General features: G+C 59.4%; 11 protein-coding genes and 1 pseudogene. 7 read left to right on the top strand and 5 right to left on the bottom strand.

All coding sequences use genetic code 11. From position 1 onward, the window contains the following. The first annotated feature begins 16 nt into the window (after nucleotides 1-16). Nucleotides 17-1783, top strand: a complete 1767-nt coding sequence (locus tag C470_RS00235; RefSeq protein WP_049908456.1) for a DUF262 domain-containing protein — start codon at nucleotides 17-19, stop codon at nucleotides 1781-1783. A 6-nt stretch (nucleotides 1784-1789) separates the two neighbouring features. Here the strand turns inward: C470_RS00235 and C470_RS15135 are convergent, their stop codons facing one another. Then, the gene (locus C470_RS15135; RefSeq protein WP_008364356.1) at nucleotides 1790-2761 is read right to left on the bottom strand and encodes a hypothetical protein; all 972 of its coding nucleotides are present in this window, start codon (nucleotides 2759-2761) and stop codon (nucleotides 1790-1792) included. Nucleotides 2762-3219: 458 nt separating this feature from the next. Between C470_RS15135 and C470_RS00230 the strand changes: the two genes are divergently transcribed. Next, a complete protein-coding gene (locus C470_RS00230; RefSeq protein WP_008364353.1) occupies nucleotides 3220-4248 on the top strand; it encodes a Cdc6/Cdc18 family protein in 1029 nt (342 codons plus the stop codon). An 18-nt stretch (nucleotides 4249-4266) separates the two neighbouring features. Here the strand turns inward: C470_RS00230 and C470_RS00225 are convergent, their stop codons facing one another. Continuing rightward, nucleotides 4267-4953 carry an SOS response-associated peptidase gene (locus C470_RS00225; protein ID WP_008364352.1) on the bottom strand — a complete coding sequence of 229 codons (687 nt, stop codon included), beginning with the start codon at nucleotides 4951-4953 and terminating at the stop codon, nucleotides 4267-4269. A 63-nt stretch (nucleotides 4954-5016) separates the two neighbouring features. Beyond that, nucleotides 5017-5607: a hypothetical protein gene (locus tag C470_RS16205; RefSeq protein ID WP_193365821.1), complete on the bottom strand. Its 591-nt coding sequence runs from the start codon at nucleotides 5605-5607 to the stop codon at nucleotides 5017-5019. 272 nt (nucleotides 5608-5879) lie between these two features. Between C470_RS16205 and C470_RS00215 the strand changes: the two genes are divergently transcribed. Genes C470_RS00215 through C470_RS00205 form a run of 3 tightly spaced genes read left to right on the top strand, consistent with a single transcriptional unit; the run spans nucleotide 5880 to nucleotide 9303 of the window. Beyond that, nucleotides 5880-6824: a hypothetical protein gene (locus tag C470_RS00215; protein ID WP_394295042.1), complete on the top strand. Its 945-nt coding sequence runs from the start codon at nucleotides 5880-5882 to the stop codon at nucleotides 6822-6824. Between the two features lie 2 nt (nucleotides 6825-6826). Next, nucleotides 6827-7132, top strand: a complete 306-nt coding sequence (locus tag C470_RS00210; RefSeq protein ID WP_049908475.1) for a hypothetical protein — start codon at nucleotides 6827-6829, stop codon at nucleotides 7130-7132. A 2-nt stretch (nucleotides 7133-7134) separates the two neighbouring features. Beyond that, a complete protein-coding gene (locus tag C470_RS00205; RefSeq protein WP_082226626.1) occupies nucleotides 7135-9303 on the top strand; it encodes a type B DNA-directed DNA polymerase in 2169 nt (722 codons plus the stop codon). Nucleotides 9304-9442: 139 nt separating this feature from the next. Here C470_RS00205 and orc4 read toward each other — a convergent pair whose 3' ends face one another. Beyond that, entirely contained in the window at nucleotides 9443-10675 is a 1233-nt protein-coding gene (gene orc4 / locus C470_RS00200) for a DNA replication protein Orc4 (protein ID WP_049908454.1), read from the bottom strand. A gap of 632 nt (nucleotides 10676-11307) precedes the next feature. Beyond that, nucleotides 11308-11631: a hypothetical protein gene (locus C470_RS00195; protein WP_008364341.1), complete on the bottom strand. Its 324-nt coding sequence runs from the start codon at nucleotides 11629-11631 to the stop codon at nucleotides 11308-11310. Nucleotides 11632-11769: 138 nt separating this feature from the next. On the opposite strand from C470_RS00195, the gene C470_RS00190 reads away from it, so the two are divergent. Both C470_RS00190 and C470_RS00185 read left to right on the top strand, forming a co-directional pair. Next, the gene (locus C470_RS00190; RefSeq protein WP_008364339.1) at nucleotides 11770-12696 is read left to right on the top strand and encodes a helix-turn-helix transcriptional regulator; all 927 of its coding nucleotides are present in this window, start codon (nucleotides 11770-11772) and stop codon (nucleotides 12694-12696) included. Continuing rightward, nucleotides 12693-13495 (top strand): annotated as a pseudogene (locus tag C470_RS00185) (DUF6036 family nucleotidyltransferase). Before C470_RS00190 ends, C470_RS00185 begins: the two are co-directional and overlap by 4 nt. Nucleotides 13496-13503 lie beyond the last annotated feature (8 nt).

Here is a 13503-nt window from a genome sequence, read left to right as displayed (position 1 = left end):
TACCACAAGACGGAATATGGAAACCAAGCGGATCGCTGAGGTCGTGGAAAACATAAATTATTCTTATCTCTTACCCGCGATTCAGCGGGAGTTCGTCTGGGAAACGAGTGACATCGTGGATCTGTTTGATTCCCTGTTACGGGACTATCCGATCGGTGCGCTCCTTCAGTGGAACCTCTCGGCTGAGGAAGCACAGGCTCAGCCCAAATATCGCTTCGTCACCCACTACGTCGACGAACCAAATTTTCCCCAGTCACTCACAACACCGACCCATCGAAACCCCCCGCACAATTCTGAAGACCCACTCCCGTCACCGGTGAAACTAGTCCTCGACGGCCAGCAGCGACTGACCGCGCTCAATATCGGTCTGACCGGATCATTCTACGAGCGGAAACACAACCACCCTCGGAACAAGGCCAGTTCGTGGGTTCAGAAGCGACTCTATCTCAACCTCCTCTCGGACCCGCAGACAGCGGACTCGGAACTCGGCAATAAATACGACTTCTCCTTCCGCTCTGAGCAGTCCGCAACCGCGAATGCATACTGGTATCCAGTCAACCGAATCATGTCCATCTCTGACAACGACGATTTCTATGCAGAACGCCAGGAAATTGAGGGAGAGATCCAGGAGCTGGTCGAGAACCACCCCGAGATAGAGAATTCAGATAGTCTGATTCTCAACGCTCAGCGTAATTTCGAGGACCTCTATCGAGCGGTCCACAAGGACGAGAAGCTCCACTTCTTTACCGAAGACGAGAACGACATCACCCGTGTTCGCGACGTCTTCGTACGGATCAATCAGGGAGGGGTGACGCCGAATCGTGCCGAAATCCTCCTGTCGTTGATGACTAGTAGCTGGCAACAGGAGCCGCCGGAAATCAACGCACGGGACGAGGTGCACTCGATGGTCGACGAACTGAACGGGATCATCGACGGTGGGAACGCTCCTTTTGCTACGAAGCACGTCCAGAAGGTACTGCTCGCAATCAACGGCAACGAGATCCAGTATCGGTTCGACAACTACACACTCGACTTGCTGCGGAATCTGAAGGAGATCTGGCTCACCGATACGTTCTCGAACACGATGGAACAACTCGCTGAGCTTCTGAATAGTTACTATCCGACGGTGACCTACATCCTCAGTCCCGCCCTCTACACACCTATCGCCTACTACCTCTACCAGAACGAGAATCCCTCGCTCGATTCGACCTCAATCAAAGGTCGCGGGCGACGTCGTGACATTCTCTACTATATCTGTGCAGCCCGACTCAACGGATTCACCAGCCAATCATCGAACCAGATCGCAGAACTCGTCCGGGATGTTATCCGAGAAGAAGAGAGCTCGGAGTTCCCACTTGAGTGGATCAGTGATGAAGTGGCATCCAGTTACGGAACCTCCCTCCGTTTCACCGAAGAAAAGTTGACCACGCTTTTCGAGGAGCTCCAGTACGGGAAGCGCGACATCGAGTTCCTTCTGCAGCTATCACACTACCCCGATGAGCCGGCACGGGGCAAAGACTACGATATCGACCACATCATCCCAAAATCGATTCTCCCCGAAGAAGCAGATGCTGACCGGGTGGGGAACCTCCAGTTACTGATTGACAAGACGAACAAGATGAAATCGGACGATGACTTCGAGGACTGGATGAACTCCAGAACGGACGACTACAAGCAGACTCATCATATCCCGGAGGGCGCAAAGGAGATGACGTTCGAAGAGTTCGTGGACGCCCGCGAACGGCTCATTATGGAGCACATCCTCGAACCCCAGCCGTTCTAGTAGAAGTCAGGCCTCCAGTTCGAAGGCCCTCTCAAGAAGTGTGGTTAGGTCGTCCAGAGCCTGAGTCGCAGTATCGTCGATCTGAACACTAACTCGGTCAGTCTCCTTGGGATGTTTCTTTCCTAACGAGAGGACCACGTCGTCATCGGGAGAGAGGGAAGCCGAAAGCCAAGAGGTAACACGGGGAGAGCCAGCGAACCAAGCAGTCGTCAAATCATGCCAAGGGCGTTCCCGATCTTCCTCACTCGGGCGATCTGGTCCAAACGCTAGCCGTTCCAAGTTATCAGTGAATGATCGGAGTTCCTGGGTATCCGAATCTTCAAGTTGAACGGTGACACGGTGGGTATCGCCATCCCAGCCCCAGTCCTTCTTTCCGAGCTGAAGAGTAAGCTGACCCGTTGGTGAGCGAGAAACAGTCGCCCAAGCGCGTCCCTTCCGGCGGAGATCTTGTTGAGCGACAGTCACCCATTCATCCGACTTATCGAACGAAGCCCAATACTCTCCTGGTATAGGGATTTCCAACGCAACAGTGGGCGATTTCTCTTGCCAGAGCCACCTGATGACTTCCGGGTACCCCTCCATATCAGACCGCGACGGAAGCGCATAGGGCCAGACGGACAGTATTCCGGAGAGATCAACATCGTACTCTGAGAAATCGCCCTCATCGAGCCACGCAACGCTATAGTCACGCTGTAGATAATGGTCAGTAACTGCCTCGATATCTTTGCCCTGATTCCGATACTGAGCCTCTATCGCGATACCCCTTCCATAGGGCTCTCGGGGAGTGTCGAATGTGAGCAGGACATCCGCAATTCGGCCGTCGATACCGGATTCAAGCTCAACTGACGCATCAGGGAAATCGTGTTCCAATCGAGCATACGCAATCGACTTCATTTTCATATGTTCGTCCGATTCACCAGGGCACTCGCCGACATCTACAAGATCAGCAAAGGTTGCCTGACCTGTAGTTTGGCCCATCTCAGAACGACCCTCCTGTTCGTGGTGCCGAAAATGACGAGAAATGAAAGCAGAACCTCGTTCGTGAGACCGTACAACGGCCATCGGTTGGTCGCACGCAGGACAAGTAACAGACGTGCCGTCGGCTACTTGCGGTGGGATTACCCGTGTTCCGTTTAGAACTCCAAGATATGGCATCGAAGTCGCTGGCTGTATTAGATTTGCTTGTCACTCGATCATAATGACCATTTCTCCGGCACCCCGTCGTTCGGGGGTCAAAGAGAAATCACTCACTTGGTGTCAAATCAGTAGTGGAGGATGAGTTTCCGGAAGTTTCCGGAAGCCTCGACTTTCCACGAACACAAATCGGGATACAGCGTAGGTTTTTGGGTACTCACGATGGTACTATCATAGGAGTTTCCGGAAACAACCCGGTCAGGCTTTTGTAACCTGAACCGAAATCAATCTCTCAGAGAAAGATGATTCGCGATGCTCGTGTCCTCCGGGCCGGATTCGTTCCTCGGGAAGTCGAGCATCGCGACGCCGAAGTCAACCACCTCTCCAGCGTCCTCGAACCCATCACGAACGGTGAACCCGCCGACACAGCCATCGTCACCGGACCCAGCGGCGCTGGCAAGACCTGTATCTCGAAGTTCGTCACGGAACGGCTCCGCGAAGAGGTCCTCGACGTCGAGACTACCTACGTCAACTGCTGGCGCAACTACACCCGGTTCCGCACGCTCTACCAGATCCTCGACGACCTCGGCGCGACCATCGACATCCACCGGCAGTCGACGCCGCATGACGAACTCGTCGACCGCCTCCAGCAGCATGACGGCCCGCGGACCGTCGTCATTCTCGACGAGGTCGACCAACTGGAGGACCCCAGCGTCATTTACGACCTCCACAGCCTCCCGCAGTTCGCGATCATCTGTATCGCGAACAAGGAAGAGGAGCTGTTCAGCCGCGTCGACGACCGCCTCGTGAGCCGGCTGCGCTCCAGCGAACACGTCCGGATGGACAAGTACCACGACGAGCAGCTGTACGACATCCTGAGTGCTCGGACGAAGTGGGGGCTCGACGAGGACGTCATCGCCGACGACCAGCTCTACCGAGTCGCCGACGCCGCCGCCGGCGACGCCCGCCTCGCAATCGGCATCCTCCGAACGGCCGCCGGCAAGGCTGATCGCGAGAACCACGAGCGCATCACCGACGACATCCTCCTGGACGCCGCCGAGGATGCCCGGGCCCAGATCAAGCAAAAGAGCCTCGATTCACTCACACCCCACCAGCGCGTCGTTTACGACATCGTTCGCGAACACGGCCCGGTCGGGCCCAGCGAGATTCACGAGCGCTATACCGAGGAGGTCGATGATCCACGGACGAAGCGGACTATCCGCACGTACCTCTCGAAGATGGAGCAGTACAACCTCCTCGAGGCGGAAGGGACGAGTCGGGATCGAGAGTACTCGCTCGTCGATTCAGCGGCGGCGTCGCCGATGCAGTGACCGTGATCCCGTCAGCTATCAGGAACTGAACTCGCCGAGGCCCGATTGCTCGTGGTCTAGCGGCTCGATGACCTGAGGATCGTCGTTGCCAGGGTTGTTGACCCGCGTCGAGATCTCGTAGGCGTCCAGATCGTCCTTCGGATACGGCTGGCACAGTTCCTTGCGGGTGTCCGGGTCTGCGGCGAGCCAGTCAGATTCCGCGTCCTGCGGGAGGACGACCGGCATCCGGTCGTGGATTGAGTTCATCAGGTCGTTCGGCTCCGTCGTGAGAATCGTGACGCACGAGATCCTCTCGTCGTCGCCTTCCCAGACGTCCCAGAGCCCGGCCATCGCGAATGCGGGGTCGTCCTCCCGGTAAATCCGATAGGGCTGTTTCGACCCACCGTTCGGCGATTTCCATTCGTAGAACCCTGACGAGGGGACGAGGCAGGGACGTGATTCCCACGCCCGCTCGAAGACGCGTTTCTCGTCGGCAGTCTCGGAGCGAGCGTTGATGATGCCCTCCTCGGGTTCGTCCGCCCAGAACGGAATCAACCCCCAGTGGTAGGCATCGATCTCGTCGGAAGCCTCGTTCGTGATGATGTGGAGGTCGTCACCAGGTGCGATGTTGTATCGGGGTGTGTACCCGCCGTCCGCGACGACCTCGGCATCGAAGCGGGCCTCGAGGTCTGCTTGGTCGATGAAGAGCGAGTTCCGGCCACACATACATCCGGGTCCGGCCGGGAGAGTCTTCAACGTATCTGGAAATGTGAACTCTGAATCGTGCTGTTAGAGCTCGGTCGGCGGCAGAAGCTCACAGAGAACAGCTGCTTGTTCAAGAAGTGCGTCGAAGAGCCGTTCAGTCGGTCGATATAGCGCGTGGTGTTCATCAACAGAGTATGGGGTTTTCTCATCATCTGTGTGTGAGAGAAATCCGCACTCAAGAAGCGGAGCAAGGGTAGTATCCAGCGCAGTTCCGGAACGGCCGGATTCGGCTTCAAGAGGGTGTCGAGGGAACTCAGAAAGGAACCGCGTACAGCAACTCAGGACGTGAGCACGTCGATCAGCGAATAGTTCGTTGAGCGCAGTACGATGGGTGCGTGTCCAATACTCATCGAGTTTGACGTATGTGCGAACGATAGGGGAAAGCTCGTTCAAGGAACCAGTAGCATGGACGATGCCAAGGTCGTTGAGCGCATGTTGGTCTTTGGTGTCCAGAGACTCGCCGAGGGGATGGAGAACAGTTTGAAGCGCCTCGTGGTACCGCGAAGTGAGAAATTCCCCGGCAACAACGTGGGCGTTCACGATATTTCGAGTTGGGTGCATTGACTCGTGGTGATCGGGGTTTCGGTGGTCGACGTGGGTTCGTGGATAGCTCATAGAGCACCTCTTCCAACGTGGCGTTGAGCATTAACTTTCCGAGCAGTCAGGCTCGAGACTGCAGCTGGGTAGGTTTAACCAACACACCGCCGTCAATACGGCCGGGGGTTGGTTAACACGAAGTACGCTCGATTCAGGAACTATTCTCGGAAACAGGATCCAAACGGAGACTACTCGGGACTGTACCGGGATTAGAGGGGATCACATCGAGTTTCCTGAAACGCGGAAGCGACACGCCGCGGCTTATCGGGAACGTAGACAACTAATCGAGTATGGGAGAACACTCAACGTCGAACCGATTGGCGGTAGACCAGCCGACACGGGGCGCTGACCGCAATCGGTCCCTTGCTGACCAGGCCGATCCGGCTACGGACGATATGTTGTTGCCGTCACTCGGCGACGGCATCACGCTGCTCGACATCGAGGGAGGCCGCGGCGTCCCGATCCTGCAGTCACTCGTACTCGACCATCTCCTCCTGCACGACGGGCCCGCCTTCTGGGTCGACGCAAATGGTCACGCGACGACGACGACACTCGCCCAGATCGCGCCCAGTCAACGGTTGCTCAACCGAATCCACGTGGCACGCGGATTCACCGCCTACCAGCACTACGGCGCCGTCTGTGATCTCCCGTCAGCGGTGAACAAGTCGATCCAGATGTCCACCACCGACGCCAGGGCGGCCGGTCGAGGGGAACCGAGTCGTGACGAGGACACGTCGCCCCACACACCCGCCCTCATCGTCGCGCCGGCCGTCGACGCCCAGTATCGCGCCGACGATACCCTTGGCGAGACCCACGCTAAAACCCTCCAAGCCCGTGCCCTTGCCCGGTTAGCGACCTACGCCGAGGGGTACGACATCCCGGTGCTCGTTACGCGAAACGAACGAAACGAATTCACCGAATCAATCGCGACGGTCGCCCACCACCACCTGGAGTGTGAGCAAACCCGGATGGGGCCACGGGTCGTCGGCGAGGACTTCGAGACGCTCGTCTATCCCGTCGACGACGGCGCGTACTACCAGACGACGTTCGCGTACTGGCGGCAGCTGCTCGCGGCACGCGCCACGCAGGTCGGCGTGGAACCGACAACGTCGACGCCGTCGACGCCGACCCCGGAGGGTGTCGGGACAGGCGTCACAGCTGACGGTGAGACGGTGGCGGCCACTGCGGACCCCTTGCTCGATGCGTGGACCGCGACCGGGACAGGAGGCCGATAGCGATGGGGCGCACAAACCCGACGTACCGGGATGCGCTCCGGGCCATCGAAGAGCGGTGGGCAGAGTTCCGCCGGGCACTGCGGCGTCGCGACCAGCCACGATTTGACCAGCTGTTCGAGTACGCCCGCGACCACGCCGACGCGAGCGGGCTGTTGAACCACCAAAATCCGCTGCTGCCGGCGCTGCTCAGCATCGATCTCGAACAGGAGGCCCGCCTCGACGACCACGAAGAGCGCCTCGAGGAGCTCGAAGCCGCGGTCGCAACGAGCGATGACCAGGAGAGTGCCCCACCGGACGCGAACCCGTGACGATGCCGTTCAGTATCGACTTTCTGGACGACGGCCGCGTCCTGGAGTGGGAGGCAACTGCCGACGGCGCCGTCGCGACCGAGCGCCAAGACTACACCCCACGCTTCTACGTCGCCGCTCGCGACCCTGATGCCGACCTCGACCTCACGACACTCCAGTCGGTGTACGACCAGCACCCGGACGTCGTCGCGACCGAGATGGTTGCGCGACGCCCCGGCTTTCGACGCGACGAGGAGGCCGTTCTCGCAGTCGACGTTGCCCACATCGATCGCGTCACTCCACTCGCCCGGCAAGCGCGTCAGCTGTCGGCCTATCCAGTCGGGGATCTCGCCTGCTTCAACGTCGACTTCTCGCGAGAGTTCCGGTACTGTCTGGAGACCGGCGCCGATCCGACGCCGGCGAACGAGCTGTCGACGCTCCGGCTCAGCGTCCCAGTGACCGAAACGAGCAACGACATCTATGGGGAGCTGTCCGTCGTCGGCGACACCGTCACCGGCTCGCCGACGGATATCCTGACCGCCGTCCAAGGGGCACTCGACGCACATGATCCGGACGTCCTGATCTGCTCGACGAGCGAGATCGTTCCGACCCTGTACGAGATGGCGACGGATGCCGGCATCGACGACTTCTCGCTGAGCCGGTGGCCGGGCGTCGACTACCAGCAGCTTGCGAGCCAGTCGACGTACTCGAGTTACGGCCGCGTCGGTCACTCGCCGGCGCGGTACAACGTGCCCGGCCGGGCGATCATCGACGAGTCGAACACGTTCTTCTACGGGGAAACGAACCTCGACGGCGTCCTCGACCTCGTGTCGCGCTCGAAAAAGCCCGTCCAGGAACTCGCGTGGGCGTCAATCGGGAACGTCCTCACGGCGATTCAGATCTGTGAGGCCCACGACCGCGGCGTCCTCGTCCCGTGGAACTCCTGGCGCCACGAGTTCTACAAGCCGATGGGGACGCTCCACGACGCCGACCGCGGCGGCTTCATCTTCGCGCCCGAGGTCGGCCTCCACGAGAACGTCCACGAACTCGACTTCTCCTCGTTGTATCCGAACATCATCTGTACCCGGAACGTCTCGCCGGACGTCATCCGGTGTGACTGCCACAGCGGCCGCGACGACGTCCCTGGCCTCGGGTACTCGATCTGCGACGACCGGGGCTACCTCGTCGACGTGCTACAGCCGATCATCGACGCGCGCGACGAGATCAAGGCGGCCATCCGTCGCGAGAAGGAACGGGACGACCCCGACGAGGACCGGCTGGCGGAGCTCGAGGGACGGTCGGGAGCGCTGAAGTGGATCCTCGTCGCCTGCTTCGGCTATCAGGGGTTCAGCAACGCGAAGTTCGGCCGCATCGAGTGCCACGAGGCGATCAACGCGTTCGCTCGCGAAATTCTGCTGACGGCGAAACAGCGGCTTGAAGCGGGCGGCTGGCGGGTCGTCCACGGCATCGTCGACTCCATCTGGGTGACCCCGGACCCCGACATCGACGACGAGGACCGCGAGAACCTCGAGACGCTCGCGACGGAGATCACGGAACGCGTCGAAATTCGGCTCGAACACGAAGCCCACTACGACTGGGTGGCGTTCGTCCCGCAGCGCGAGAGCGACGCCGGCGCGCTGACGAAGTACTTCGGGAAGGTCGCCGGCGAGGACGACTTCAAGGTCAGAGGCATCGAAGCCCGGCAGCGTTCGACCCCGCCGTTCATCGAGGACGTCCAGCGAGACTGTCTTGACCGACTCGATGCCATGCGGTCACCGGACGCGGTGCTCGGACGGCTCGAACGAGCAATCGGCGAACTACAGGCGGGCACCGTAGCAGTGGAGCGGCTCGTTGAGCGGAACCGTGTCTCCAAGCCCCTGGAAGGCTACTCACAGAATACCCAGAACGTGGCCGCCTTAAAGCGAGCCCGCGAACAGGACCTGGCAGTCCACCCGGGCCAAGATATCGAGTACGTGGTCGTCGACGACGAGAAATCCTCGCGAGACCGGGTCGCCCTCGCCCACGAGGAGATCGAGACCTACGACGTCTCGTACTACGAGACGCAGCTGGTCAGAGCGGCCGAGAGCGTGCTTTCACCGCTTGGGTGGGATCGGTCCGACATTCGCCGAGAGCTCTCCGGTGAGAGGGACGCCGTTTTGAGCTCGTTCGGAGCCACCAACGAACTGTCGTAGTGGACCCCACCCCTGGTTTCCGTCGTTTCGATCCAACCCCACGTTTCCGACGTAATTTTCGACCCCCCTCGTTTCCGTCGTTTCCTCACGCCCCACCCCAGATTTCCGTCGTCCGCACCCACTCAGTAGTAGGGGGTCACTACTCGCGAGTCCAGTCCTGCATCCGGCTGTCCTCGAGGATCGTTTCGCGGACGACCTGGGGATCTTCGATGAGTCGGTTCTGGAGGTGGATGCCGCCCGCACTCCCCTTGTTGATCTTCTCGATTTCGACAACCCCGAGGAAGGCTTGCTCTTTCAGGATGTCGCGGAACCGACGGACTGAGAGGATATCCATATCGAGATGGTTGCAGATGCGTTCGTACTGGTCGTACACCCGGCTCGTGAGGAACGCATCGTCGTTGCTGTTGACACTCAGTTCTGTGAGCGCCAGCAACGCCGCCTTCGCCTGCGTGGGTGCGCCGTTCACGAGTTCTCTGAACCGGTCTTTTTCGGCGTGCTGCTGTGCCTGGCGGACGTGTTCCTCCGTCACCTGCTCTGCTCCGGCCTCGTAGGCGACCTCCCCGGCGTGACGAAGAATGTCGATCGCCTTCCGAGCGTCGCCGTGTTCCTGCGCGGCGAAGGCCGCCGAGAGCGGAATCACGTCCTCGGAAAGGACGCCGTCCTGGAAGGCGTCCTCACGATTGAACATGATCTCCCGGAGCTGGTTGGCGTCGTATGGCTTGAAGAACAGCTCCTTGTGCTGGAAGCTGCTTTTCACGCGCTCGTTCACGTTGTCGACGTACTGGATCTTGTTGCTGATCGCGATGACACCGACGCTACAGTCGATTTTCCCCGCCTCCTCAGCGCGCGAGAGCTTCATCAGCACGCTGTCGTCGTTCATCAGATCGATCTCGTCGAGGATGATGATCACAGAATCGAATTGAGCGTCGAGCGTCTTCCAGAGGAGTTTGTAGTATTTCGACGTACTGAGGCCGGTATGTGGGACGGAGATTCCAGTCGAAGATTCATCGTTCAGCTTCGCGGCCAGTGAGGAGATTGCTTGAGTCTCCGTGTTGTCTTCAGCACAGTCGATATACGCGGTTCCAATCTCGACGCCATCCTGAGCGGCATTCTGAGCTCGTTGGCAGACGTGTTTTGAAACGAGAGATTTACCGGTCCCAGTTTTCCCGTAGATCATCACGTTTTCCGGGGAGTACCCGTGGACAGCACCGTTGAGACGTTTCGCGAGCTTCGAGATTTCCTCGTCGCGACCGACGATCCGGTCAGCCTCCGGCACGTGACCGATTTTCAGGAGATCCTTGTTCGCGAAGATACGATGCCCGGATTCAAAGAGTGGATCGTCGACAGAACTGGGTGAAGAGTCGGGCGTCATTGAATATCACACGGTGTGAGCGGGGGGAGTATAAATCTAGTGGAGAACGCCACCCCGCGTTTCCGACGTTCCTTGTCCGATATCAGCGGGAAAATGCCGTCATTCGGTGGAATTGGATTGCTGACAATATAGCCGCGTTTCCGACGTGAGGGAGGAAACCCGCAGACGGAAGCGTCGCCTCGATGTCGAATCCCGAACCCACACACCCCACGTTTCCGTCGTAATCACCGAACAGGTGGGGAGGGGACTCGAAGAAGACATCCACGACGAGATACCAAAGACGAGAGCGGCCTAGCCGTCCAATACTGGCCGCCTACAGACGCAGCTGGAAAGGATTGTTTCATCTGAGGGGGGCGAAGTACTTCGCCCTCCTCCTTGGTCGAAGTACACTTAATGAGCATTTCTCAGCTATACTACTTTAATCTATGTGTTGCAGAAGTTAGTTCATCTCTAGATTGGTTCCAGGTCAACAGAATTAGTGGCTGCATAGCACTATCGTAGTCTCTCCCTACGCCGTCGTGGAGAAACGACGGAAACGCGGGGGGTGTGGTCCCTTCGAAATCAGCGTCACCCCCTCCACCAACATCCAGTTACGACGGAAACGTGGGGTGGGTGTCCTCCATCATCGAGTTTTACTCGTCCGGGTTGACCGGACCCTTGTACTGAGAACGAATCTTCTCTCCCTCCCGCCACTGCCAGTAGTAGTAGCGATTGTCGTTGATTTCCTTGATCGTGATCGTCGCTTTTGTAGGGACGTCGTCCGGGAGATCGTCCGGTCGCTCTTCGACCTCTTCTTGATCTGCCGACTCCTCAAGACGGGCCTCTCGTTCCTTGTGCTCGGCGAGCGCTTCAGCGTACGTCGCAACGTCTCGGAGCTGCTCCGGGTCCGACTCGTTGAGCGTGTTGACGATCTCCGTCGGGAGGTTCGCCGGTGGGGTCGGGGGTTCGTAGGACATCGGCTACTCTCGTGTTAACCAACACGTCCCACGAATCCATAGTTTTGTTGGTTAAGACGATGGAGACGACTCTCGGGCCTGCTGACTGTAACATTAATCGAAACTTCTTTATATAGTAGTTTCGTACTATGTTACACCGTGCTCCGGCGCATCGAACTCGAGGTCCTCGCCACGGTCGACCGCGGCGACACGATCTCCGAGCTCGCGACGAAGCTCGACCACAGCGAGAGTTACCTCTCTCGTGCCGTCGCCGACCTCGTTGAGAAGGGGCTCGTCTACACGGAACGCGACGGCCGCCGAAAACGAGTCATCCCGTCGGATGCTCGCGCCGTCGAACTCTATCAGGACCTCGTCCGCCAGCACTCCCACATCGACTTCCCCGAGCTGCTGACCGGGACGACACTCGAGGTGCTGTACTACTTCAACCAGCCGCGAACCGTCTCCGAGATAGCCAACCGAAGCGACAACTACCGCAACACGGTCAACCGCGTCCTCAAGCGGTTTCGCGACCGGGGTCTCGTCGGAACAGCCGACGGCCGCTATGACTTCAACGCCGACTTCGACCGCCTCCACGAGTTCGCCCGTGAACTCGCACACCATCTGCATCGCCACCGCCTCGAAGCCGTCGCCCCGAAGGGCACGATTCTCTGGGAGGACTACGACGAATTCCTCGCCCAGGCTGAGACGGAAATCGACGCAGAGAGGTTCCACGAAACCGGCCTCGCTCGATTCGCGACCTTCGACCTCCAGTTCCTGCTCACCGGCCATCGCTACTACTTCTACTCCGAGGATCTCGACGCAGTCTCGCCGGCGGAGCTCTGCTGTCACACGCTGCTCATCGACGACGGTAGCCGCCACCGTTCGTACTGTCTCCTCCTGCTCAGCCACATCGACGTCGACGAGGCGGACCTCCGAGAGCAGGCGGCGAAGTATGGCCTTGAAGCCGAAATCGACGCCCTGCTCCGCTACCTCGAGACGCACGGCGAAGTTGATGACGAGCAGCTCCCGGCGTGGGACGAGTTCCAGGAGCTGGCGGCTGACTACGAAGTGCCACTACCACAATGAGACCCACATTCGGACGCGAGTACATCGAGAACGAATTCCAGCAAATCGCGGATGGCCTATCCGAACCGCTCACGGTCTACCTGATCGGTGGTGGCGCGATGTCGCTGCGCGACCTCAAGGGGGCGACGAAAGATATCGACCTGGTCGTCCCGGATGGCGACGCGTACGGTCAGTGTGGGCGGTCCTGATGGACCTCGGGTATGCGGAGGTCCAATCGCTGGATCCAGATTACCGGGCGCTGGGGGCGACGATCTGCGTCGAGAACGATGATGGGTGTCGCCTCGACATCTTCAACCAGCAGGTCGCGAACAAGCTCGTGCTCACCGACGGGATGCAAGAGCGCAGCGAGCCGTTCCTCGACACGGATCGACTGACGGTCCGGCTAGTCAGCAACGAAGATATCTTCCTGTTCAAGGCGATCGCCGGCCGCGACGACGACATCGAGGACATGAATATGCTCGTGCAGGCCGGCCTCGATTACGACGTCGTCCGGGCTGAACTCGAAGCCCAGATCGAACGCCTGGAGGACGATCAGTTTGCTACGTTCGCGAATGAGGCCCTGGTCGAACTCGAGGAGCGGTACGGGGTGACCACGCCGATCGAGGGCCGCGTCCAGGAGCTCACGAATCGGTACTACCGGGGGCTCGAAGTCCTCCAAGCACTCGACGAGCCGATGACCGTCGACGAACTGGCCGCGGAACTGGAGCTGGATGACGAGGAGGTTCGGGACCGGATTGCGTATCTCTCAACGTTCGACCGGGTCCAACGAGATGGCGAGACAGTCCGTCCCGTGGAGTAGCTCAATCG

Origin of the sequence: Halorubrum distributum JCM 13561 (genome assembly GCF_000337395.1) — an archaeon.
GTDB classification, from domain to species: domain Archaea; phylum Halobacteriota; class Halobacteria; order Halobacteriales; family Haloferacaceae; genus Halorubrum; species Halorubrum distributum.
This window is presented reverse-complemented; position numbering and strand designations above follow the sequence as displayed.

Excerpts from the sequence above, each read along its gene's own strand:
- C470_RS00210 (WP_049908475.1), top strand. The coding sequence starts at position 6,827 with ATGGGGCGCACAAACCCGACGTACCGGGATGCGCTCCGGGCCATCGAA.
- orc4 (WP_049908454.1), bottom strand. The coding sequence starts at position 10,675 with ATGACGCCCGACTCTTCACCCAGTTCTGTCGACGATCCACTCTTTGAA.
- C470_RS00230 (WP_008364353.1), top strand. The coding sequence starts at position 3,220 with ATGATTCGCGATGCTCGTGTCCTCCGGGCCGGATTCGTTCCTCGGGAA.
- C470_RS00225 (WP_008364352.1), bottom strand. The coding sequence starts at position 4,953 with ATGTGTGGCCGGAACTCGCTCTTCATCGACCAAGCAGACCTCGAGGCC.
- C470_RS15135 (WP_008364356.1), bottom strand. The coding sequence starts at position 2,761 with ATGGGCCAAACTACAGGTCAGGCAACCTTTGCTGATCTTGTAGATGTC.
- C470_RS00205 (WP_082226626.1), top strand. The coding sequence starts at position 7,135 with ATGCCGTTCAGTATCGACTTTCTGGACGACGGCCGCGTCCTGGAGTGG.
- C470_RS00195 (WP_008364341.1), bottom strand. The coding sequence starts at position 11,631 with ATGTCCTACGAACCCCCGACCCCACCGGCGAACCTCCCGACGGAGATC.
- C470_RS00235 (WP_049908456.1), top strand. The coding sequence starts at position 17 with ATGGAAACCAAGCGGATCGCTGAGGTCGTGGAAAACATAAATTATTCT.
- C470_RS00215 (WP_394295042.1), top strand. The coding sequence starts at position 5,880 with ATGGGAGAACACTCAACGTCGAACCGATTGGCGGTAGACCAGCCGACA.
- C470_RS16205 (WP_193365821.1), bottom strand. The coding sequence starts at position 5,607 with ATGAGCTATCCACGAACCCACGTCGACCACCGAAACCCCGATCACCAC.